Here is a 22,108-nt window from a genome sequence, read left to right on the forward strand (position 1 = left end):
ATCACCGGGAAACGGCTCAGTCGCCGCGCTCAATCAGCGCGCGTGTACGCTCCAGTGACGATCGCTTCAAGTTCCTCCCTGCCGGCCAGGTCCACGGGACGGATCAACTTGTCCTGGCCTACGTAGTAAAACGCTGCCCGCACCTGCTCCAGCGGGACATCCTTGAGCCGGGACCAGGCCAGCCGGTACACGGCCAGCTGCACGCCGCGCACCGCCAGCTGCGCCTTGGACGGGACCTTGCCGGTCTTCCAATCGATCAGGTCCCAGCCGCCATCCTCGTCGCGGAAGATCGCGTCTATTCGCCCGCGGACCACGACGTCGGCCACCCGGGTTTCGATGGGCACCTCCAGTTCCGCCGGGGTCCGGTTGGCCCAGGTCGAGTTCTTGAACGTCTCCTGCATGTCCGCCAGCCCGTAGGCCTCGTCAACATAGGCGTCGGCGCCGGGAACCTCGTCCAGGTCCAGTTGGCCGGTGCTGCCAAAGAACTCCTCGATCCAGGCGTGGAACGCGGTGCCCTTGCGGGCAGCCATGCCCGGCTTGGTCGGCACGGGACGACGCATGGCGCGGGTGACCTTCTCGGCGTCCTCGCCCAGCGCCACGAGGCGGGAGGCGGAAATGTGCGGCGGCAGCTCCACCCGCAGCTGGTCCGACTCCACTTTTTCCTGCGCGAGCAGCACTGCGGTTTCCGTGCCCCAGCGGGGATTGACCGCCAGGAACTCCGGCGTCCCCGGCACCGCGGCACCCGTGGCGCGTCGCTCTGCCCCCTCAACGGCGGCGGCGAGGACGGCGGAGGCGGACGACTCCACGTGCTCACGCCGGCCCGCCCGGGCGGCAACCCCGGTGCGGCCGACGATGACGGGCCCGTTGAGCGGATCGTAGGGCCAATCCGCCGTTTCCTCCCCGGCGTTGACGGGGTTCTCGGCCCCGTCCCCAGGGTTTTCGGACCACGGCCCCTGGCGTGCACTTTGGGTGACCCCGGAGGAGAGCGGCAGAAGTTCGGAAAGGAACAGCGACGGTTCCAGCGGTGCCTTGGCACTCCCCCACACCGTGGAACTGCACATCAAAAAGTCGCGGGCCCGGGTGAACGCGACATAGGCCAGCCTGCGTTCCTCCTCCTCGGCGTGGAGCTTCACGTCATCGGCGAACAGTTTCTCGTGGTCCAGCAGCGTCTTCACATCAGGTACGTTCGTGTCCCACACCGGGAGGTCCTCGCGGTCGCCGCGCAGCGGCCAGGGCAGCGACTTGGCGCCCGTGGTCCACCGGTCTGCCTTGGCGCTGGGGAACGCCCCGGTGTTCATTCCGGGCACGAACACCACGTCCCATTCCAGCCCCTTGGACGCGTGGACGGTGAGCAGCTGGACGGCGTCGGGGTTGGCCTCCACGGCGGCTATTTCCAGGCCGCCCTCTTCCGACTCCGCCGTCTCCAGCCACGCCAAAAACGCCGTCAGGTCCACACGTTCGGCGGCCTGCATGAAGGTGGCGGCAGCATCGGCGAAGGCGTCGAGGTTGCGCCGTGCGTGGTGGATGCTCGAACCTGGCTTCGCGGCCAGCTCGATGTCCAGCAGCATGGTCCGCTCCACCACGCCGATCAGGTTGCTGAGGTCGTCGCCTACAAAGGTCCGCAGCACGCGCAGCTCGTCGCGCAGGGCCAGCAGCCGCAGGCGGGCCGTGTCCGTCAACGGCCGGGCGCCCTCGGGCCAGAACTCCGGGCCCAGGTAGTCCAGCGCCTCCACCAGGGACGCGGAATCGACGACGTCGGAGGTCACCACTCGCTCGTCCTCCGGCGCCGGCGCGTCCCCGGCCGCCAAACCACCCGCCGGGCCGCCATCCGACGGCCCGTCGGCGCCAAGCACTGCATCATCAAAAGCAACCCGGTTCTTCGCCGCCCATTCCCTGCGCCTGGCCAGGTAACGGGACCAGTCGGCAAAGGCCATCAGGTCGGCCGGCCCAATCCGCCACCGGGCGCCGGTCAGCAGCCGCATGAGTGCATCCGAGCGCCCGGGGTCGGCGATCACCCGCAGGGTGGCCACCAGGTCCACGATCTCCGGCGTGGACAGCAGCCCGCCCAGGCCGACGATCTCGTATGGGATGCCGTGGGCGTCAAAGACCGATTGGAAGGTGCCAAACTGTGCACGACGGCGGCAGAGCACGGACACCGTCATGGCGCCCTGCACGCCACGGCGGGACGTGAAATCGCCCTTTCGGTCCAGAATTTCCGCCGCAATCGCCTCGGCCTCTTCGAGTTCCGTGTCAAAGCGGGCCAGCACCACCTCCCCGTCCGGCGCGTTGGGCTTTTCCCGCAGCGGCGACACCACCACGCGCGGGCCGGCCTCCGCCCGCTCTGCAGCGCTCAGCCCGGCCGCCAGCTTCGCGTTGGCCTTACGCTCCTGCGCCGCCGTGAGCTCGGCGGACATGACGTTGGCTGCCTGCAGGATGTGCGCGGAGTTGCGCCACGCAATGGTGAGTTCGGCTGTCGAGGCCCAACGGCCGTCGTGCTTGGGGAAAATCTCGGGGAAACGGAACAGCTGGCCGGCGGAGGCGCCGCGGAAGCCATAGATGGACTGGTGGGGGTCGCCCACGGCCGTGACGGGATGGCCGCCGCCAAAGAGTTTGGCGAAGAGCTGCAGCTGGGCGTGGGAGGTGTCCTGAAACTCGTCCAGCAGCACCACCTTGAAGCGCTGGCGCTCCATCTCCCCGGCGTGCGGGACCTCCTGTGCAATTCGGGCCGCGAGCGCCACCAGGTCGCCGTAGTCCAGTGCGTTGCGGCGGCGCTTGGCCCCGGCGTAGCGCTGGACCAGGTCCACCACGGTGCCGCGGGTGCGCAGCACGTCCAGCAGCTTCTCGGCAGCCAAGGTGCGCGGCTTCGCGGTCTCGGCAAGGTACGGCAGGTCCTCAAAGCCGGCCACCCAGGCATCCAGTTCGGCGCGCACGTGCAACGGGTCCTGCAGGTGTTCGGCGCATTCGCCAGCCAGGTCCATGACGGACTGGATGAGCGTGGACTTTGCTGCCGTGAAGTGCTGGTGGCCGCCGTCGTGCGCCTCGACCACGGCGCTGGCCAGCTGCCAGGCCTCTGCGGCGCCTAGCACCACGGCGTCCCGTTCAATGCCCAGGCGCAGGCCGTAGTCGGTGACTATGCCGCTGGCGTAGGAATGGTAGGTGGAGACCTTGGGGTCCAGCGCGTCCCGGGCCGCCGCGGCCGGGGCCAGCTGCACCTCGCCGGAGCGGGCCAGGGTGCCGAGCTTGGCCAGCTGGCCCCGGATGCGGGAGGCCAGCTCGCCGGCGGCCTTGCGGGTAAAGGTAACGCCCAGGATCTCCTCCGGCCGGACCAGCCCGTTGGCCACCAGCCACACCACGCGGTCCGCCATGGTGGTGGTCTTGCCCGAGCCGGCGCCGGCAATGACGAGCAGGGGCTCCAGCGGGGAGCAGATGATGGCGGCTTGTTCGTCCGTGGGCGGGAACTGGCCCAGGAGTTCCGCCAGTTCATGGGGGCTCAGCAAGGTGTCCAAGGTGGTGGTGGGCGCGCTCATTCGGTGACCTGCTTTCCTTCACGGCACAGCGGGCAGATGGTGGGCAGCGGGCAGCCGCTGCGTTCGGTCCAGTCGGCGCCGTGGCGGGCCGGGAACGCGGCCTGCGCCATGAGGTGGGCCGCGCGGAGGACTTCGGGCGTGGCCCAGTCTTCGGCTCCCGCCACAAGGGCGGGCTGGTCCTGGGTCTTGACCGACTTGGTGGCGTCACCGAGCGGCAGCAGCGCGGCGCCGCCGGGCAGCGGTTGGGGGATTCCTGCCGCGGCAGCTTCGTCCCGGAAGGCGCCGGCCAGCACGGCCGCCTGGTAGGCGCCCAGCTGGAGGTGCGTGGCAATTTCTGCCTTGCTGGGCTTGACCCGGCCGGTTTTCAGGTCCACCACCACCAGGTTGCCGTGGGCATCCGCCTCCAGCCGGTCCACCTGGCCGCGAAGCCGCGCCACGCGGTCCCCGGCCGGGATTTCCACGTCAAAATCCAGTTCGACGCCGAGCAGGGTCCGGCCCTGCTGGCGTGCGTCAACAACGTACTGGGCCATCTTTCGCAACATCTCCTGGGCGCGTTCGTAATCCTTTTCCGCCTCCCAGCTCTCGCCCATGCCCAGCGAGGGCCAGCGCCGTTCCAGCTGCTCAAGGTATTCGTGCCCCGCACCGTCCGGGATGTGCTCGGCGATGGAGTGGATGAGCGTGCCCAGGCTGCGGGCAAAGTCCGTGGTGGCCTCTCCCCCGGCGGCCTTCACAAACCAGTTCAGCGGCGACTTCAGCACGGCCTCCACCTTCGACGGCGAGACCGTTACGGGTTCGCCGTCGGCCACAATGGGCGCGTCGGTGCTCAGCGGCAGCAGTCCCCACCATTCGGTCGGTGCGGCGCCGGGAACCGACTCGGAGGCCAGCACGGCCAGCATCCGTGCCGCCTCGGGATCGGCATGCATCTCCGATTCCTGGCGCAGCTCCGCCACGAGCGAGCGCAGCGTCATGGGCCGGGGAACCTGTTCCACGGGGCGGACGGGGTACTGCGATTCGCCGCCGGAATCGGTCACCGGAACATAAGGCGCCGCCAGGTCCAGAAACTGCGACGGCTGCAGGTCATGGCCGGACGCGCCGGTGAGGATCAGCTGCCGGCCGGCCCGGGAGATGGCCGCGGCAAAGCTGCGGAGTTCGTCGTAGCGGACGTCGCGCAGACGCGTGGCCGGGTCAATCTGCCGGGCCGCCAGCGAACCGCGCTCCAGCACGTCCACCAGGAACTGGCTGCCCAGCAGTTCTCCGCGCAGGCGGGTATTGGGCCACACGCCTTCCTGCAGCCCGGCCACAATCACCACTGGCCACTCCCGTCCTGCCGCGCTGGCCGGCGTCAGGATCTCCACGGCGTCGGCACGCTGCGCCCGTGCCGCCAGCGTGTCCATGGGCAGCTCCTGGCTGAGCAGGTACTCCAGGAACTGCCGCGGGGTGGAGCCGGGCAGCTGGTCCACGTACCTCTCGGCGGTCTGGAACAGGGCCATGACGGCGTCCAGGTCGCGATCCGCCCGGATGCCCGTGGGCCCGCCGCGCAGTGCCTGGGTTTCCCAGGTGCCCGAGCAGTCCGAGGCCTCCCACAGCGCCCACAACACGGTCTCGGCATTGGCGCCTTGTTCCGCCACTGCTGCCTTTCCAGCTGCCAGCATGGCCGCGATCCGGCCAGCGTTCTGCGCCTCCCAGCCCAGCGGTGCCAGCATTTCGGGGTTCGCGAGCGCCTCGACCAGCAGCTCGTCGCTGGCGCGCCCGCCGCCTGCGCCAAGCTCCTGCTGGCGCAGCGCCTGACGGAGCCGGCGCAGGTGCAGCGCCGTGGACCGGCCCAGGCGCGACGTCAGCAGGGACACCGCCAGCTCCGCATCGAGCACGTCAGGGTCAAGCGCCACACGGAACGCCTCCAGCAGCGGCCGCACGGCCGGCTCGTCGCGGACGGGATTTTCCGCCACGGGCACCTTGACGGGAATGCCCAGCCCGCTCAGGTACCGCTGCAGACCGGCCAGCGCAGAGCCCGTCCGCACAATCACGGCGATCTCGCCCAGACCGTACCCGGCCAGGTGCTGCAGGTGCAGGATTCGCTCGGCCACCAGCCGGAGCTCGTGGACCTCGGACGCCACCACGTGCACGCTGACCCCGCCCCCAGCCCTGGAGTCCGACGCCGGTCCGCCGGCCGGTCTGCCGGCCGGTGCCTTGGGCTCCACGTTGCCGGGGGCTTCGGGCGCGCGAGTGCCCGTGGCCTCTTGTACTTCCCTGCCCGGCGCCCCGGGGGCTCCGGGCACCCCGGGTGTTCCGGCAGCTCCGGGGACACCCGCGGCTTCGGGCCAGGCCAGCACGCGTGCCCGCTGGCCGCCGCGGGCCTGGGAGATCCGTTCCGCCACGGCGGACCACGCCCCGGCGAGTTCCGGCGTCATCCGGTGCGAGGTGGACAGCGTGAATTCCGTCACCGGCGCGTTGTCGCTGCCCAGCGAGTCCCGCAGGGTTCCCACCAAATCCGGCCGGGCACCGCGGAAACCCTGCACCACGGTGTCCGGGGAGGCCGTGACCACAATGTCCTTGCCGCGCCCCACCAGTGCCAGGAGGTCGTGGACGGAACGGTTTGCTTCCTGGATGTCGTCGACGAGGATCACCTGCAGCCGGGCCCGTTCCCGGGCCAGGAACTCCGCGTCCTTGCGTAGCAGCGTGGCCGCCGCCGTGATGATCCCTGCCGGGTCAAAGGAACCGGACTTGCCCCAGTCCACCACGTCCCGGTATTCGGCGTAGAGGGACGCGGCGGCAATCCAGTCCGGCCTGCCGTTCTCGCGGCCCAGCCCTTCCAGCTCCTCCGGGGCAACGTCGTATTCAATGACCCGGTCGAAGAGCTGGCGGATTTCCTGCCGGAAGCCACGCGTGTCCAGGGCATCAGCCAGTTCGGCCGGCCACTGCGGCGCCGTGCCCAGCCCCATCCGGTGCCCCGCCAGCAGTTCCTTAATGATCAGGTCCTGCTCGGGTCCGCTCATCAGGCGCGGAGGGCCGTCAATGTGCGGCATGCGCCCCTCGACCTTGGCCCGGCGCAGCAGGTCAAACGCGTAGGAGGACCAGGTCCGGGCCGGGGACGTGCTCAGGCTTCGGGTGAGCCGGGCGCTAAAGGCATTGCGAAGCCGCGCCGCAGCCAGCCGCGACGGGGCCAGAAGGAGGGCACCTGCCGGATCAACGGCGTCGTGCTCCATCCGTTTGACAGCCGCCTCCACCAAGACGGTCGACTTGCCCGTGCCCGGTGCCCCCCAAACCAATACTGGGCCCGAACCTGGGGCGAGGCCAACCACCGGCTGCTGGTCCGGGCTTAGGACGGGTGCCGGCTGCAGCGACGCCGTGGGCGCCACCAGGGTCAGGCGGGGCAGGTGGAACTGGGCGGGTGAACTCATGCCCCCAGTCCACCATGGGGCTCCGACATTTCATGGGCAGGCACGTCGGCCGCAGTGTCCGACGGCGGCTCCTCCGCGGTGTGCAGCCGCGCGGCAATCGCGTCGACGAGGTCAAAATCGGCCTCGGTCGGGTTCCAGCGGGCCGCGGCCATGTCGACCCGCCACGAGGGGTGCTCCCCGCCCGTCTCGCCGCGGAGCCCGGTTTCCTCCTCGCGGTAATGCACCAGGGCGCCGGCGTCATGGCACAGCGGGGGCTGGCCGCCGGCGCGGATCACCCGCCACCACGTTACGGCCGAGCCGTGGTGGGACATGACGGCACCCACCTGCCGGGGGCCGCCGCTCTCCAGCAGGGCGGCAATGTCGCCATAGGAGAGGACCCGTCCCGCCGGAATGAGCTCCACCACGTCCAGGACCGCTTCCACATACTCAGCACGCATGGTCCAAGCGTAGTTCTCCACAGCCTGCCCCGCAGCCCGGCCGGCCGGCACCGAAGTGTCGGTGGCAGAAGGTAGCGTTGGGGCATGACTAGCTGGAACATGCACCCCAGGGCCGCGTTTGACTTGGAAACCACCGGCAAGGACCCGCGGGAGGCGCGGATCGTGACGGCGTCCATCGTCATGGTTGACGAGACCGGCGCCGTGGCGGACACCCATGAGTGGCTGGCGGACCCCGGCGTCGAGATCCCCGAGGAAGCAGCGGCCATCCACGGCATCAGCACGGCCCACGCCCGCGCAAACGGCCGGCCGGTTGATGAAGTCACAGCGGAGATCGGCGCAGTCCTTGCCACGCTCTTCCGGAACAACATCCCCGTCATCGCCTTCAACGCCAGCTACGACTTCACCGTCCTGGCCAACGAGGCCCGCCGTTACAGCTTGGACGCGATCACGCCCGCCCCGGTCATCGATCCCTTCATCTGCAACAAGCATGTGGACAGGTTCCGCAAGGGCAGCCGCACACTGGTGGCCCTCTGCGAGGAGTACGGCATCTCGCTCGACGACGCCCACACCTCCGCGGCCGATGCCGAGGCGACGCTGCGGCTGGCCGACGCCCTGGCCGCCAAATACAGCGCCCTGCGGCTGGACCTGGCCGAACTCCACGCAGCCCAGGTGGGGTGGGCCCGCGAGCAGGCTGCGGACTTTCAGCAATACCTGCGCCGCGTGAAGGACCCCGTCGCCGTCATTGAGGGTGACTGGCCCGTGCTGCCATAGGGAGGCACGGCCACCCCCGCACGGGAAGTCCAGCATGGGGAAGTCCAGCATGCGCCACCCCGGCATGGGCCAAATCACACAGGGAATTACCGGCCTTGCCGGGCGTCCGGCTGCGCCGGTCCTGCGGGGTGGGACCGGTTCCAAAGGGGCTGCGCCCGGCTGCCAGCCGTCATGATCCATCATTTCTTCCATGAATTGCACATTTGTGAAGCATTTGTTCGTACCCGCCACATCTCCGGCGCGGATGACATAATTTAGTTCCGCGGGTTGAACTCTGCTAGGCCACGCTTGTGAGTCCACCCAGGGTTCCCCGCGCCCGTGAAACCCAGCCGTCATCCTCTTCGCTGCTGGGCACCTGACATGAAAGTGAACGCCTGATGAAGAAAACAGCCCTGAAGTGGCTTACCACAGTGCCCGTAGCGGTTGCGCTGGCGTTCTCGCTGGCCGCCTGCGGCGGCGGCACCGGCGCCACCAGCTCCGGAAAGTCCACCGACGCACTGGCCGGCAGCGACCAGCAGTCACTGGACAAGTACACCACCAAGGACGTCACCGCCCTTGACAAGATCGACAAGTCGGCACTGGGCCTGATCACCCCCGGCACCATCACGGTTGGCACGCTTTCCGACGCCCCGCCGAACATCTTCATTGACAAGACCGGCAAGTTCACCGGGTATGACAACGAGCTGCTGCGCGCCATGGGTGCAAAGCTGGGCCTGAAGGTTGTGTTCAAGTCCACCGACTTCGCCGCCCTGCTGTCCCAGGTTGCCAACAAGCAGTTCGACGTCGGCTCCTCCTCGATCTCCACGACGGACGCCCGCCGCAAGACGGTCGGCTTCACCAACGGTTATGACTTTGGCTACATGGCTGTCGTGGCCAAGACCGATTCGGCCATCAAGGGCTTCAAGGACCTGAAGGCCGGCACACGCATCGCCGTCGTCCAGGGCACCGTGCAGGATGACTACGTCACCAACACCCTGAAGATGGAACCGGTCCGCTTCGCGGACTACAACACCGCCTACGCCAATCTGAAGAACGGCCAGGTTGACGCCTGGGTTGCCCCGTCCCAGCAGGCCACCGGCCAGGTCAAGCCGGGGGACGGCACCGCCATCGTCGAGTCCGTGGTCAACACGCAGAACTTCACGGCCTATGCCGTGAACTCCAGCAACAAGCCGCTGACCGATGCGTTGAACTCCGCCCTTGACGCCGTGATCGCCGACGGCACCTGGTCCAAGCTGACCAAGCAGTGGTACCCGGACCGCAAGACCCCCGCGACCTGGTCGCCGGGATCCAAGGCCGTCAAGGTTCCGAAGGGCTAACCTATGGACGTACTCCAGCAGCTCCTTAAAACGTTTTTCGACTGGCAGGCCATGGGGGAAGTCATCCCCCAGATGCTCACAGTCGGTTTGCCGAACACCCTGATCCTGGCCGTTTCCTCAGGCATCCTTGGCTGCATCCTCGGACTGGTCCTTGCCGTCATGGGGATCTCACGGAACGCTGTCCCCCGGTGGATTGCCCGCATTTACACGGACGTCTTCCGTGGCCTGCCGGCCATCCTGACCATCCTGTTGATTGGCCTCGGTTTTGGCCCGGTCATCAGACTCCTGACCGGCAGCACCAACCCGTTCCCCCTGGGGATCGCGGCGCTGACCTTGATGGCCGGGGCCTACATTGGCGAGATCTTCCGCTCCGGCATTCAAAGCGTTGACAAGGGGCAGCTGGAGGCTTCCCGGGCACTGGGATTCAGCTACACGTCCTCCATGGTCCTGGTAGTCATCCCGCAGGGCATCCGGCGCGTGCTGCCGGCCCTGGTGAACCAGTTGATTGCACTGATCAAGGATTCGTCCCTGATCTACCTGCTGGGACTGCTCTCCAGCCAGCGCGAGATCTTCCGCATTGGCAACGATGCGGCGGCCAACACCGGCAACCTGTCGCCTCTGGTCGCTGCCGGAGTTTTGTACCTGATCCTGACCATCCCGCTAACCCACGTGGTGAACTTCATGGACAAGCGCATGCGTGAAGGAAAGCGGGCCAGGATTGAACCCGATGACGTAGCCGGTGTCGTTGGAAAGGGCGCCCAGACATGAGTGAATTCAAGTCAGGTTCCCTGACCGCCAAGAACATCCACCTGGCCTTCGGCTCCAACAAGGTGCTGCGTGGCATCGACCTGCACGTCCCGCAGGGCACCACGGCCTCCGTGATTGGCCCCTCGGGCTCGGGCAAGTCAACGCTGCTGCGCGTCATGAACCGGCTGATCGAACCCGACCAGGGCGACATCCTGCTGGACGGCCGCTCGGTCCTGGCGGACAACCCGGACGAGCTCCGGCGTCGCATTGGCATGGTGTTTCAGCAGTTCAACCTGTTCCCTCACAAGTCCGTGGTGGACAATGTGTCGCTGTCGCTGAACAAGCTGCGCAAGATGCCCAAGGACCAGGCCCGTGCCAAGGCCCTGGAGCAGCTGGACATGGTGGGCCTGAAGCAGAAGGCCGACGCCCGCCCGGGCAACCTTTCCGGCGGACAGCAGCAGCGCGTGGCGATCGCCCGGGCGCTGGCCATGGAGCCGGAGGTCATGTTCTTTGACGAGGCCACCTCGGCCCTGGACCCGGAGCTCGTCAAGGGCGTCCTGTCGCTCATGACGGACCTGTCCAAGGGCGGCATGACCATGGTGGTGGTGACCCACGAGATGGGCTTCTCACGCAACGTCTCGGACACCGTCACGTTCATGGACGGTGGCGTGGTGGTGGAAACCGGATCACCGGATGAACTCTTCAGCGCCCCGAAGACGGACCGGCTGAAGGGCTTCCTCTCCGACGTCCTCTAGCCCTCTCAACTGTGTTGCACTTGTTGGACCGGAAAGCGCTTGCTGAGCGCGATTTCGTCCAACAAGTGCAACACAGTCGTAGCTTAAACCTTGTCCAGCGGCTCGTGAGGCTCTTCTGGGAGCACGACGTCGATGCGGTCACCGGGGCGGATGGTGCCGCCCCGGTGGACCACGCCCATGACGCCTGCCCGCCGAACCAGGGTGCCGGCGTCGTCATAGCCCACCATCTCCTTGAGCAAGCCGCGCTGGAAATCCTCAATCTGGCTGCAGGGATTGCGCAATCCCGTCACCTCCACCACGGCGTCCCGGCCAAGGTGCAGGCGGGTGCCGCGCGGCAGCGCCAGCAGGTCAAGCCCTACTGTGGTCACGTTCTCTCCCAATGACCCCGGAGCCACGGTGAACCCCTTGGCCGCCAGGGCGTCAAAGAGCTCCTGGTGCATCAGGTGGACCTGGCGCAGGTTTGCCTGGGTGGGATCGGCACGCACCCGGGAACGGTGCTGCACGGTGGCCCCCAGATGGGCGTCTCCGGAAACGCCGAGGCCTTGGAGCAGTTCAATGGAATCTGCCGTACCCTTGCTGAAGCGGTGGTCCGATTCCCGGTGCACCGCCACTACGGCCGCCTTGTTGGTCATTGTTCCAGTCTAAGCAGTTCCGCACCCTTGGCGGGTCCCAGGCGGGTCCCAGGCGGGTCGCCGGCGGACGGAATCCGGGGCGCCGCGGCCGGACCCCCCTACTGGCCATGCTTGACGGTGAGTATGGTCAGCACGGCGGCGTTGACCTTCGCCAGGAAGTCGGGGCGCTGCTGGGCAAGTTGCAGGATGCCGTTGTACATGTACGGGATCGCATTGGCATTGCCACACAAGACCATGGTACCGCCGGCGTTGACAAAGTTTTCGGCCCGGACCGCCCAGCTCCACTGTGACAGCTGCGCGGCGTTGCACAGATCGTCGGAGATGATGATGCCGGTGAAATGCGCATTGCTTCGGAGCATGGTGCCCATGACGACATTGGAGAATGCTCCCAGCTTGCCGGGCCGCGCGTCGATCCTGTCATAGTAGGCGCTGGAGACCATGACCCACCTGGCCCCGTTGTCGATCGCCGTTCGGAACGGCAGCAGGTTGGGGTCGTTGATGGTGGTTTGCGTGTCATGGACATTCGATGTCACGTCGGTGTTTCCCGTGACCCTCCCCAGACCGGGGAAGTGCTTGGCCGTCGGCATGACGTAGCCCGCCTTGATGCCGGCCAGAAACGCGTTGCCCTTCGCTGAGACGGCGGCCGGCGTGTACCCGTACTCGCGTTGGTAGTAGCCGATCGGTGCATTGTATGGAGCAAATGCTTGCGTCACGGTGTCAAGCACGGGGGCCAGGTCCACTTTGATTCCGGCCCAGCGCAGCTGGTTCCCCCAGTTCTTGGCGTTAGCCGTCAAGGTGGCTGCCGTCTGCGTCCCCTGTGACAATCCCGTGGGAATCGTGGAGAAACCCGGTCCGCTCAGCACCTGAACGTAACCGCCTTCCTGGTCCGTCGCCACCGAGAGGTATTCGTTGTCGGTGGTGGCCGCGGAGACCGTATTGGTCATTTGCCGCACGACCGCGGCCGTGGCGTTGATCCCGGCAGAGCTGCGCCCCGCCAAATAAACGTTGCCGACATGGTCCCAGTGCAGGACGTTCATTGTCGCCGTGCCCGCACCGGTGGCCCCCGCGGCGGCCATGAACAGCTGCCCCACCCGCTGCTGGAGCGTCATGTGGGCCAGGTGCTGCGCCGGCGTGGACCACCCCAGCGCCGCCGGCACTGACGCCGGTGCTGACGCCGGGGCGGCACCTATCAGGGGTGCCGCGGCCAGAAGCGCGGCGAGCATGGCAATGGACTTCAAGTGGCGGATATGCAAGTGCTGGCGCATGGCCCACGCGGCTTTGCTCAGGGAATGTATAGCCAAAAATTCTACTCCTGCGCCCTGATTTACTACCATAAAAATCTGTGTTGCAGTTGTTGGACCAAAAGTGGCATTTTCGGCATGGTTTGGTCCAACGACTGCAACACACTCTTGGCGCGGTGCTAGGCCGTGGCGGAAGCCGCCGCCTTGGCGGCCGCGGGCAGCGCGTCAAAGATGCGGTTCATGGCGGCGTCGTCGTGCGCGGCGGAGAGGAACCATGCCTCGAACACGCTCGGGGGCAGGTACACGCCGGAGTCCAGCATGGAGTGGAAGAACGGGGCGTAGCGGAACACTTCCTGCGCCTGGGCGTCGTCGTAGTTTTGGACACCGTGCGCGGAGGTGCCAAACGCCACGGAGAACAAGCTCCCGGCGCGCTGGACGGAGTGGTCCACGCCCTCGGCAGACAGAGCGCCGGTCAGGGCGGTGGACAGTTCCAGCGAACGGGCGTCCACGGCGGCATACACGGAAGCGGTCGCCGCGGTCAGGGTGGCCACGCCCGCGGCCATGGCCACCGGGTTTCCGGACAAGGTTCCAGCCTGGTACACGGGCCCAAGGGGTGCCAAATAGTCCATGACTTCCGCACGGCCGCCAAGTGCCGCCGTCGGCAGTCCCCCTCCGATGACCTTGCCGAAGGTGAACAGGTCCGGGGTCCAGCGCTCAGTTCCGACAGCCGAGCCGCCGGTCAGGCCCCAGTAACCAGCCGCCCCAACCCGGAAGCCGGTGAGGACCTCGTCCAGGATCAGCAGCGCGCCGTGCTCCGAAGTGATGCGGGACAGGCCCGCGTTGAAGCCGTCGCCGGGGGTGACAACACCCATGTTGGCGGGCGCGGCCTCCGTGATGACGGCGGCAATCCTGTCCCCGTGGGCGGCAAAGGCGGCCTCGACGGCGGCAAGGTCGTTGTACGGCAGCACCAGGGTCTCGGCTGCCGTGGCAGCCGTGACGCCGGCGGAACCGGGCAGGGCCAGGGTGGCCAGGCCGGATCCGGCGGCGGCCAGCAGGGAATCGAGGTGGCCGTGGTAACAGCCGGCGAACTTGATGATCAGATCCCGCCCGGTGAATCCGCGGGCCAGGCGCACCGCCGTCATGGTCGCCTCCGTGCCGGTGGAGACCATGCGCAGGCGTTCGACGCCGGACACGCGCCCCTGCACGAGGGCGGCCAGTTCGCTTTCGGCCGGGGTGGAGGCGCCAAAGCTCAGGCCGTGGTCGACGGCGGCGTGCACGGCCGCGAGCACGTCGGGGTGTGCGTGGCCCAGCAGTGCAGGCCCCCAGGAGCAGACGAGGTCCACATAGTCGCGGCCGTCGGCATCGCTCAGGTAGGCGCCCTTGGCGTTCACCATGAAACGGGGGGTGCCGCCCACGGAGCCAAAGGCGCGCACGGGCGAGTTCACCCCGCCCGGCATGAGGGTCTTGGCGCGGTCAAAAAGTTCCTGCGAACTCGTCATGGAAATTCCTTCGGGTAAGTGGTGCCGGACCGGACGGGCTAATGCGGCCTGACAGAGGGAGCTACCTGGTTATCGCGGATCCAGCCGGCCAGCTCGGCCGCCCAGTACGTCAAAATCATGGTGGCGCCGGCCCGCTTGATGCTGAGCACGGACTCCTCGATGGCGGCACGGCGGTTGATCCAGCCGTTCGCGGCGGCGGCCTCAATCATGGCGTATTCTCCGGAGATTTGGTAGGCGGCCACGGGTACGGGGGACATCGCGGCCACGTCGGCGAGGATGTCCAGGTAGCTCATGGCTGGCTTGACCATGACGATGTCGGCGCCTTCGGCCAGGTCCAGTTCCACCTCGTGCAGGGCCTCGCGGCGGTTGCCCGGATCCATTTGGTACGTGCGGCGGTCGCCGTCGAGCTGTGAATCCACGGCTTCGCGGAACGGGCCGTAGAACGCGGACGCGTACTTGGCGGCATAGGCCAGCACTGACACGTCGGCGAATCCGGCGGCGTCCAGGGCCTCGCGGATCACGGCCACCTGGCCGTCCATCATGCCCGACGGAGCCACCACGTGCGTTCCGGCGGCGGCCTGTGCCACCGCCATCTTGGCGTAAACGGCCAGCGTTGCATCATTGTCCACCTGGCCGTGGGCGTCCAGCACACCGCAGTGGCCGTGGTCAGTGAACTCGTCCAGGCAGAGGTCGCTCATCACCACCAGCTCGTCGCCCACATTGGCCCGCACGTCGCGGATGGCCTTGTTCAGCACCCCAAAGGGGTCCAGCCCGGCGGACCCCACGGCGTCGCGCACGGCAGGGATGCCGAACAGCATGATGCCGCCCAGCCCGAGCTCCACGGCCTCGCGCGCGGCGGCGACCAGGGACGCCGTCGTATGCTGCACCACACCCGGCATGGACGTGATGGGCCTGGGCTCGCTGAGGTCCTCGCGGATGAACACGGGCAGGATCAGGTCCGCCGGCGCCACCCGGTGCTCGGCAACCATCCGCCGCATTGCGGTGGTGGTGCGCAGCCGGCGGGGGCGGTGCTGGGGGAAGCTCACTTTTTGTCTCCTGTGTTACTTGGTTTGGATGTTTGCACGGCTCCGGCCAGGGCTGCCACAATCCCGTCAGGCGTGGGGTGCGCCGCGGTTGCGGCGACGCGCAGGCCCAGCCGTTCGGCCTCAGCCCGCGTGGGTTGCCCGATCGCAATGACCAGGCAGGATTCCGGCAGCGGCCCCATGGTTTCGGCCACCCTGCGTGCCGCGCTCCCCGAGGCAAGCACGACGGCGTTGATCGCCCCAGTCCGTACCTCCCCCGCCGCCTGGGCCGGCGTCAGCAGGGGGTAGCTGCCTTGGTGATCGGGCAGTGGGAGCGGCTCGGGAGTTGCATGGGCCAGCATGGCGGTCAGGCGCCTGGCCGGTTCCGCCGGGTAGTCGACGGTTTGGTAGGCGGTGACGGCTTCCGTGTCCCAGCCCTTTTCCTCCAGTCCGCGGGCCAGCGTGGGTTCGGCCAGGTTCGATTGCGGCAACAGGACGCGCGCGTTGCCGCCGTCGTCCGCCGTGAAGGAAGGCCACAGCCCGACAAGGCCGGCCGCCGACTGCGCGTCGGCGGGGGCCAGGTCCACGCGGACGCCTTCGGCTTCCAGAACGGCGACGGATGTGGGGCCAATCGTGGCGACTTTCGTAGCCGCGGGAATGAGTGCGGCCAGCGAAATCCCGGCGGACCCGCACCATTGCTTGAGCGCGCGGACCGTGGTGATGGAGCTGATCACGAGCCAGCGGTAGTTCCCCGCGGCGAGGCGGCGGAGGGAGGCGCCCAAGGCGTCATTATCTGCAACCTCAAAGTCGATGACGGGCACCAGCACCGGCTCCGCCCCGTCGGCTGCCAGAGCGGAAAGCAAGGCGCCGGCCCGGTCCACACTCCGGGTAACGGCCACGCGAAGCCCTGCGAGCAGGTCGGCGCCGGTGGTCGAGCTCTTCGAAATTCCCGAGGTCGGCTCGTCGGCGCGCTCGACCGGCGGCGGGTCCGGTGTTTCCGTAGGCGACGTCAGGGAGACGGGAAGCCGCCCGCGGCCGACCGTCGGAAAGTCGCCGAGGGAATGCCGGACCCTTCGCCGGCCGCTGCCCGACTGGCGCGGCCCGCCCGCAGATGTCACTTCGCCGAGCCGGAGAGATCTGCCAGGTCTGCGGCTCCGCCGGCGAGCAGTTCCTCGGCCAGTTCGATGCCCAGCAGGGTGGCACCAACGGAGGTCAGCCCGTCGGTGGCCTTCTTCAGGCGGAGCGAGCGGACGCCGTCGAGCGAGCAGACCACGGCTTCCAGATACAGCAGGGAACCCTTGCGGAACGCGAACGCACCGACCGGCGCGCTGCAACCGGCTTCCAGACGGGCCAGCAGTGCCCGTTCGGCGGTGATGGAAAGACGGGTGTCGGCGTCGTCCACGGCGGCGAGCGCCTGGCCCAGGACCCCCGTGGGTCCGGCGTCCGCCGTGCGGCATTCCAGCGCGAGGGCGCCCTGGCCGGGTGCCGGGAGCATGACGTCCGCTTCCAGGTACTCGGTGACTGTGTCCAGGCGGCCAATGCGGGACAGACCGGCCGCGGCCAGGACGACGGCGTCCAGGTCGCCCGTCCTGCCGGGCACCACATCGGCCGCAGCGTTGCCGGGCAGTCCTGCCACGCGGCCGAGCCGGGTGTCGACATTGCCGCGGATGTCCACGATGGACAGGTCGGGCCGCGCGGCCAGAAGCTGCGCGGCGCGGCGCGGCGAGCCGGTTCCCACGGACGCGCCTTCAGGCAGCTGCGCCAGTAACAGCGAGTCGCGCGAGCACAGTGCGTCGCGGGAGTCGGCCCGAACCGGCACTGCGGCCAGGGACAGGCCCGGGACGGCGGCCGTGGGCAGGTCCTTGAGCGAATGGACGGCCACGTCCACGCGGCCGTCCAGCACGGCCGCGCGCAGCGCTGCTGCAAATACGCCGGTGCCGCCCATCTGGGACAGCGGGCCGGTGAGGACGTCCCCGTCGGTCTTGACGCGAATAATCTCCGCCTCAAATCCGCCGACGCCGGTGAGGACGCCGGTAATCTGTCCGGTCTGGCTCAGGGCCAGCTTGCTGCCGCGGGTGCCAATTTTCACTGTAACCATCGTTTCAGCCATCAAGGTCGGGAGCCACTTCCTGCGGACACCACTCCCACGGTGCGCCCCACCTCGGCGATGGCAGGCTTCTCGCCGCGGAAGTTGGCGCAGCAGCCGGTGTTGCAGACGTCGTACCAGGGACCCAGCTTCGTCATGGCGGGCCGTTCGGCCACGTTGTTTTCAACGGTCCGTTCGCAGATCAGATCCACCAGCCCGGTGACGAACTTGCGGTGTGTTGACGGGGTGGGCGCACGGTCAAAGGCCAGGCCCAGTTCCCGGGAGGTTTCCCTGGCCTCGGTGTCCAGGTCCCATAGGACTTCCATGTGGTCGCTGACGAACCCCAGCGGGACCACCACAACGCCCTTGGTGCCGTTCGCGGCCAGCTCGTTGATCGCGTCGTTGATGTCCGGTTCCAGCCAGGGCACGTGAGGGGCGCCGGAGCGCGACTGGTAGACCAGCGACCAGTCCTGCCCGGGATCGACCCTCGCCATGATGGCCTCCGCATTGGCCAGGTGCTGGGCCACGTAGGCGGACCCTTCGGCGAATTCCCGCAGCTCGTATTCCGAGCTGCCGGCTGCCTCGGCGTCTCGCATCGGGATGGAATGAGTGGCGAAGAGGATGTGAACGGGGGCATCCGGGGTGCCTGCTGCGGCAAGGTCGGCGCGGACCTGGGCCAGGGACGCGGCAGTACCTTCGATGAACGGCTCCACAAAGCCGGGGTGGTCGAAGTACTGGCGGATCTTATCCACAGCCAGCTTGCCGTCCAGGCCCGTTTCCGTCAGGGCCATGCCGATGTCCTCGCGGTACTGGCGGCAGCTTGAGTAACAGGAGTAGGCACTGGTGGTGAGCATGAGCAGGCGGCGGTGGCCGGCGTCGTAGGCGGATTGGAGGACTTCGGGGATGTAAGGGTTCCAGTTGCGGTTGCCCCACAGCACGGGAAGATTGATGTTGCGCGCGGCAAGTTCCACCTCCAGAGCCGCCTTCAGCGCCCGGTTTTGGGCGTTGATAGGGCTGATGCCGCCGTTGGCGCGGTAATGGTGGCTGACTTCCTCCAGACGCTCGTCCGGGATGCCGCGGCCGCGGGTGACATTGCGCAGGAACGGGATGACGTCTTCCTGGCCTTCAGGACCGCCGAAGGAGGCAAGCAGGATTGCGTCGTAGTGCTGCGGTTCGGCTGTGGGTGCGCCGAAAATGGCGCTCATCGGAGAACCTCTGCAACCTCGGCGGCGCTGATCCGGCGCCCTGTGTAGAACGGAATTTCCTCACGCACGTGGAGGCGCGCGTCGGTGGAGCGCAGGTGGCGCATCATGTCGACCAGGTCGGTGAGGTCGTCGGCTTCCAGGCCCAGCAGCCACTCCCAGTCGCCGAGCGCGAAAGCCGATACCGTGTTGGCGAGGACACCGGGGAAATCGCGGCCGAGCATGCCGTGGTCGCGGAGCATGCGGGAGCGGTCCTCGGCCGGCAGGATGTACCAGTCGTAGGACCGGACGAATGGGTAGACGCAGACCCAGCCCTTGGGGGCGTTGGGTCCCATGTAGGACGGCGCGTGGCTCTTGGCGAATTCGGCCTCGCGGTGCACGCCCATGGCGGACCAGGAGATCTCGCTGGCCGCAAAGAGCTCCAGCCGGCGGATGCTGCGCACGGCCTGCTGCAGGCCTTCGGGCTTGGCGCCCACCAGCCAGACCATGATGTCGGCGTCGTTGCGCATGGCGGAGACGTCGTAGGCCCCGCGCAGCGTGATGTTCTCGGCGGCAAGTGAGGCCGTCAGCTCCTCAAAGGCGGCAACCGCTTCGGCGCCGCCGGCAAAGGACCCGGTGCGCTTGAACACGGTCCACAGTGTGAACGGTGTGGCCTCGGCGTCGGCCGGCTCGGAAGTTTTAGTGACAGATTCCGCGAAAGTGTGGCTCATGGGTTCAAGTTTGCACCCAAGGGCGCGGAAAGATGAAACCCAAGTTCTCTACACGGCGTAGAAAGTGGGCAACGTCACCTTTGCGGCAGGCCGTCCGCCGCCGCATCCACGACGGCGCGGAGCTGCCGGCGGGTGCCGGCCACCACTGCGGCCAACCCGTTGCCGGACATCCAGCCGCCCGTCAGCACCAGCCCGTGGTGCTTTTGGGCCAGGGCATGGATATGCGCCATCTTGGCCTGGTGCCCGACGGCGGCAAACGGCAGTGCGCCCTTCCATCGGACAATGTCTGCACCCAGGACGTCGGCCTCCGTGACGGCCACGCCCAGCAGTTTTGTGGCGTCGGCAAGCGCCGTGGCCACCAGGTCCTCATCCTTCACGGGCCGGGGGGTCAGGCGGACGGCGTCCGCCGCGGCAACGCCGGCGCGGCCGTAGGAAAGCCGAAGGACGTGGGTGCCGGGCCCGGTGGAATCGGCCAGCCACTCCCATTTGGCCGTGGCGTGGGTAAGTGCCTTGGCCGTGATGCCCTCGACCTGCGGGGCCACCAGAACGCCCGTGCCGCGCGGCTTGGAATCAAGTTCGGGCACGTCGACCACCAGCGTCACCAGGCGGATGTCCGGTCCGGGCGCCGGGGCAAAGGGCAGCAGTTCGGGCAATTCCGGGGTCAGGAGTTTCACGGCGGTGGGGCCGTCGGTGGCCACCACCAGCAGGTCCACGCTTTCGCTGCCGGAGTCCGCACCGGCCACCCAGTCGACGGTCCAGCGGGAGGGTGCTCCGGCGTCGTCCCGGCCGCCGCCCCGCGCAGCAACAGGCGTGCGATGGATGGCGGTGACGGCGTGCCCCGCGTGCAGCGCCGCGCCCGTCTCCCGCAGGCGTGCCACGAGGGCGGCGGCCAGGGTATGCATGCCGCCGGACAGCCCGCCCACGGCGGATCCCGGCTTGCTGCCGGACTGCCCCTTGGCGGAGCGCTGCGCGGCCACCGCGGCGGCCAGGGACCCGTGTTCGCGGATGCCGGCCCGCAGCCCGGGCGCCACCATGTCCACGTCCAGGACCTCCGGGTCCGCGGAGTGCACACCGGCCACCACGGGCGCCACCAGCCGTTCCAGGACACGTCTGCCCATGCGGGCGCGGACCAGCTCGGCCAGGCTGCATTGCGCCTCGGTGGTGCCCACTGACACGGGCATTTTTGCATCGAGGGCGGCGCGCAGGACGCCGGAGGCGCCCAGCGCCTCGCGCACCTCCGGGGCGTGCAGGTCCGAGGGGATGCCCAGAATGCCTGTCCTCGGCAGCGGCACGGGCCCTTCCGGCAGCCAGACCCAGGCACCGGCGGGGTCCGGGGCCACTATCCGCTCCCCCAAGCCCAGTTCCGCGGCAAGGTCCGCCACTGCGGTGCTTCGCGTGGCGAACGATTCAGCCCCGCTGTCCAGCACCACCCCGGCCACCTCATGAACGCCCACGCAGCCGCCCCAGGAGGCAGCGGCGTCGTACACGCCCACCTGCCAGCCGGCAGCCTGGAGGTCCATGGCCGCGAGTAGTCCGGAAATTCCGCCACCCACCACCGCGGCGCGCTTGGCGGCGGGGACCGTGGGCGTACGGTGGGCCCGCGGGGAGTGCTTGTTCTGGTCCATGGCTCTCCTTGCCGTAACCTTACGGTTCGATCGAGTGAATCAATTCAACCACGCGGGTCAGCACGGCCGGGTCGGTGTCCGGGGGCACGCCGTGGCCCAGGTTCAGCACGTGCGCGGGGGCCGAGGCGCCGGCGGCAATGACGTCCCTGACGTGTGCCTCCAGCACGGACCACGGGGCGCTCAGCAGTGCGGGGTCGATGTTGCCCTGCAGCGGCACGCGCCCGCCGAGCCGGCGGTTCGCCTCGTCCAGCGGCAGCCGGTAGTCCACCCCCATGACGTCCACGCCCACATTCAGCATGGCGCCGAGCAGCTCCGAGGTGCCGGTGCCGAAGTGGATCAGCGGCACGCCCAGGTCCCGGACGTGGTCCAGCGCACGGGACGATGCCGGGGCCACGTGTTCGGTGTAGTCGTCCAGTCCCAGCGACCCTGCCCAGGAATCGAACAGCTGGGCGGCGCTGGCGCCGGCCTCGACCTGGGCGCGCAGGAACCTGCCGGAGGCGTCCGCAGCCCAGTTCATGAGGGCGGCCCAGACGTCGGGGTCGGCGTGCATCATGGTGCGCGGGCCCAGGTGGTCACGGGAAGGGCGGCCCTCCACCATGTAGGCGGCCACGGTGAACGGTGCGCCGGCGAAGCCGATGAGCGGGGTGCTGCCCAGCTCCTGCACCGTCAATGCAACGGCCTCGCGGATGGGGTCAAGGGACTCGTCCGTCAGCTCCGGAAGGTTGGCCACGTCCTCGGCGGTGCGGACGGGGTGGTCCAGCACGGGGCCGACTCCGGGGACAATGTCCACGCCGACGCCGGCCAGCTTCAGCGGGATGACGATGTCGGAGAAAAAGATGGCGGCGTCCACGTCGTGGCGGCGCACGGGCTGCAGGGTGATTTCGGCTGCCATGGCCGGCTTGAGGCAGGACTCAAGCATGGTGGTGCCCACGCGCAGTTCGCGGTATTCGGGCAGGGAGCGTCCGGCCTGGCGCATGAACCAGACGGGCCGGCGGCCAGGCTTGCCGCCGCGATAGGCGGTGATCAGCGGGGAATTGGCGGTGCGGCCATCCATCAGGGGGTGGCTTGGGCTCAGTGTCATGGCACCACCCTACAGAGGGAATCCGTGAGTCCTTCGTGCACAACTTGTCGCCGTATAGG

Annotated in this window: 17 protein-coding genes; 4 read left to right on the forward strand and 13 right to left on the reverse strand. The window is 68.3% G+C overall.

Features of this window, described 5'->3' with window-relative positions; genetic code table 11:
- Nucleotides 1–29: 29 nt before the first annotated feature.
- The 3 genes from CVV68_RS02735 to CVV68_RS02745 are packed head-to-tail and all read right to left on the reverse strand — an operon-like array spanning nucleotide 30 to nucleotide 7,362.
- Nucleotides 30–3,527 (reverse strand): ATP-dependent helicase, encoded by a 3,498-nt coding sequence (locus CVV68_RS02735; RefSeq protein ID WP_110499473.1) that lies wholly within the window; start codon nucleotides 3,525–3,527, stop codon nucleotides 30–32.
- On the reverse strand, nucleotides 3,524–6,925 hold the full coding sequence (locus tag CVV68_RS02740) for an ATP-dependent helicase (protein WP_110499474.1): 3,402 nt from the start codon (nucleotides 6,923–6,925) through the stop codon (nucleotides 3,524–3,526). The genes CVV68_RS02735 and CVV68_RS02740 overlap by 4 nt, the downstream gene beginning before the upstream one ends.
- Complete coding sequence (locus tag CVV68_RS02745) at nucleotides 6,922–7,362, reverse strand: MGMT family protein (RefSeq protein WP_110499475.1); 441 nt, start codon at nucleotides 7,360–7,362, stop codon at nucleotides 6,922–6,924. Before CVV68_RS02745 ends, CVV68_RS02740 begins: the two co-directional genes overlap by 4 nt.
- A gap of 84 nt (nucleotides 7,363–7,446) precedes the next feature.
- On the opposite strand from CVV68_RS02745, the gene CVV68_RS02750 reads away from it, so the two are divergent.
- The 4 genes from CVV68_RS02750 to CVV68_RS02765 all read left to right on the forward strand — a co-directional run bounded on the left by CVV68_RS02750 (nucleotide 7,447) and on the right by CVV68_RS02765 (nucleotide 10,951).
- Nucleotides 7,447–8,133 (forward strand): 3'-5' exonuclease, encoded by a 687-nt coding sequence (locus CVV68_RS02750; protein WP_110499476.1) that lies wholly within the window; start codon nucleotides 7,447–7,449, stop codon nucleotides 8,131–8,133.
- A gap of 377 nt (nucleotides 8,134–8,510) precedes the next feature.
- Entirely contained in the window at nucleotides 8,511–9,449 is a 939-nt protein-coding gene (locus tag CVV68_RS02755) for a substrate-binding periplasmic protein (protein WP_110499477.1), read from the forward strand.
- A gap of 3 nt (nucleotides 9,450–9,452) precedes the next feature.
- Complete coding sequence (locus CVV68_RS02760) at nucleotides 9,453–10,217, forward strand: amino acid ABC transporter permease (RefSeq protein ID WP_110499478.1); 765 nt, start codon at nucleotides 9,453–9,455, stop codon at nucleotides 10,215–10,217.
- A complete protein-coding gene (locus CVV68_RS02765; RefSeq protein ID WP_110499479.1) occupies nucleotides 10,214–10,951 on the forward strand; it encodes an amino acid ABC transporter ATP-binding protein in 738 nt (245 codons plus the stop codon). The genes CVV68_RS02760 and CVV68_RS02765 overlap by 4 nt, the downstream gene beginning before the upstream one ends.
- 83 nt (nucleotides 10,952–11,034) lie before the next feature.
- Here the strand turns inward: CVV68_RS02765 and CVV68_RS02770 are convergent, their stop codons facing one another.
- The 10 genes from CVV68_RS02770 to hemE form a co-directional block, all read right to left on the reverse strand.
- Nucleotides 11,035–11,583 (reverse strand): MOSC domain-containing protein, encoded by a 549-nt coding sequence (locus tag CVV68_RS02770; protein WP_110499480.1) that lies wholly within the window; start codon nucleotides 11,581–11,583, stop codon nucleotides 11,035–11,037.
- A gap of 98 nt (nucleotides 11,584–11,681) precedes the next feature.
- Nucleotides 11,682–12,884: a glycoside hydrolase family 3 N-terminal domain-containing protein gene (locus CVV68_RS02775; protein WP_245933294.1), complete on the reverse strand. Its 1,203-nt coding sequence runs from the start codon at nucleotides 12,882–12,884 to the stop codon at nucleotides 11,682–11,684.
- A gap of 119 nt (nucleotides 12,885–13,003) precedes the next feature.
- Nucleotides 13,004–14,323 carry a glutamate-1-semialdehyde 2,1-aminomutase gene (gene hemL / locus CVV68_RS02780; protein WP_110499481.1) on the reverse strand — a complete coding sequence of 440 codons (1,320 nt, stop codon included), beginning with the start codon at nucleotides 14,321–14,323 and terminating at the stop codon, nucleotides 13,004–13,006.
- A gap of 38 nt (nucleotides 14,324–14,361) precedes the next feature.
- Nucleotides 14,362–15,369, reverse strand: coding sequence for a porphobilinogen synthase (gene hemB, locus CVV68_RS02785; protein ID WP_110499482.1), 1,008 nt, complete (start codon nucleotides 15,367–15,369; stop codon nucleotides 14,362–14,364).
- On the reverse strand, nucleotides 15,366–16,463 hold the full coding sequence (locus tag CVV68_RS02790) for a uroporphyrinogen-III synthase (RefSeq protein WP_245933295.1): 1,098 nt from the start codon (nucleotides 16,461–16,463) through the stop codon (nucleotides 15,366–15,368). Before CVV68_RS02790 ends, hemB begins: the two co-directional genes overlap by 4 nt.
- Nucleotides 16,460–17,443 (reverse strand): hydroxymethylbilane synthase, encoded by a 984-nt coding sequence (gene hemC, locus CVV68_RS02795; protein ID WP_110499636.1) that lies wholly within the window; start codon nucleotides 17,441–17,443, stop codon nucleotides 16,460–16,462. The genes CVV68_RS02790 and hemC overlap by 4 nt, the downstream gene beginning before the upstream one ends.
- An 11-nt stretch (nucleotides 17,444–17,454) precedes the next feature.
- The gene (locus CVV68_RS02800; protein ID WP_110499483.1) at nucleotides 17,455–18,636 is read right to left on the reverse strand and encodes a ferrochelatase; all 1,182 of its coding nucleotides are present in this window, start codon (nucleotides 18,634–18,636) and stop codon (nucleotides 17,455–17,457) included.
- Nucleotides 18,633–19,343: a hydrogen peroxide-dependent heme synthase gene (gene hemQ, locus CVV68_RS02805; protein WP_110499484.1), complete on the reverse strand. Its 711-nt coding sequence runs from the start codon at nucleotides 19,341–19,343 to the stop codon at nucleotides 18,633–18,635. Before hemQ ends, CVV68_RS02800 begins: the two co-directional genes overlap by 4 nt.
- Before the next feature lie 74 nt (nucleotides 19,344–19,417).
- Nucleotides 19,418–20,968 (reverse strand): protoporphyrinogen oxidase, encoded by a 1,551-nt coding sequence (gene hemG, locus CVV68_RS02810; protein ID WP_110499485.1) that lies wholly within the window; start codon nucleotides 20,966–20,968, stop codon nucleotides 19,418–19,420.
- A gap of 19 nt (nucleotides 20,969–20,987) precedes the next feature.
- Nucleotides 20,988–22,049 (reverse strand): uroporphyrinogen decarboxylase, encoded by a 1,062-nt coding sequence (hemE, locus tag CVV68_RS02815; RefSeq protein ID WP_110499486.1) that lies wholly within the window; start codon nucleotides 22,047–22,049, stop codon nucleotides 20,988–20,990.
- Nucleotides 22,050–22,108 lie beyond the last annotated feature (59 nt).

The organism is Arthrobacter livingstonensis, assembly GCF_003219815.1.
Lineage (GTDB): Bacteria > Actinomycetota > Actinomycetes > Actinomycetales > Micrococcaceae > Specibacter > Specibacter livingstonensis.

Bases quoted from the DNA above. Each gene is read 5' to 3' on its own strand.
- CVV68_RS02735 (WP_110499473.1), bottom strand. From the start codon at position 3,527: ATGAGCGCGCCCACCACCACCTTGGACACCTTGCTGAGCCCCCATGAA.
- CVV68_RS02740 (WP_110499474.1), bottom strand. From the start codon at position 6,925: ATGAGTTCACCCGCCCAGTTCCACCTGCCCCGCCTGACCCTGGTGGCG.
- CVV68_RS02745 (WP_110499475.1), bottom strand. From the start codon at position 7,362: ATGCGTGCTGAGTATGTGGAAGCGGTCCTGGACGTGGTGGAGCTCATT.
- CVV68_RS02750 (WP_110499476.1), top strand. From the start codon at position 7,447: ATGACTAGCTGGAACATGCACCCCAGGGCCGCGTTTGACTTGGAAACC.
- CVV68_RS02755 (WP_110499477.1), top strand. From the start codon at position 8,511: ATGAAGAAAACAGCCCTGAAGTGGCTTACCACAGTGCCCGTAGCGGTT.
- CVV68_RS02760 (WP_110499478.1), top strand. From the start codon at position 9,453: ATGGACGTACTCCAGCAGCTCCTTAAAACGTTTTTCGACTGGCAGGCC.
- CVV68_RS02765 (WP_110499479.1), top strand. From the start codon at position 10,214: ATGAGTGAATTCAAGTCAGGTTCCCTGACCGCCAAGAACATCCACCTG.
- CVV68_RS02770 (WP_110499480.1), bottom strand. From the start codon at position 11,583: ATGACCAACAAGGCGGCCGTAGTGGCGGTGCACCGGGAATCGGACCAC.
- hemL (WP_110499481.1), bottom strand. From the start codon at position 14,323: ATGACGAGTTCGCAGGAACTTTTTGACCGCGCCAAGACCCTCATGCCG.
- hemC (WP_110499636.1), bottom strand. From the start codon at position 17,443: ATGGTTACAGTGAAAATTGGCACCCGCGGCAGCAAGCTGGCCCTGAGC.
- CVV68_RS02800 (WP_110499483.1), bottom strand. From the start codon at position 18,636: ATGAGCGCCATTTTCGGCGCACCCACAGCCGAACCGCAGCACTACGAC.
- hemQ (WP_110499484.1), bottom strand. From the start codon at position 19,343: ATGAGCCACACTTTCGCGGAATCTGTCACTAAAACTTCCGAGCCGGCC.
- hemG (WP_110499485.1), bottom strand. From the start codon at position 20,968: ATGGACCAGAACAAGCACTCCCCGCGGGCCCACCGTACGCCCACGGTC.
- hemE (WP_110499486.1), bottom strand. From the start codon at position 22,049: ATGACACTGAGCCCAAGCCACCCCCTGATGGATGGCCGCACCGCCAAT.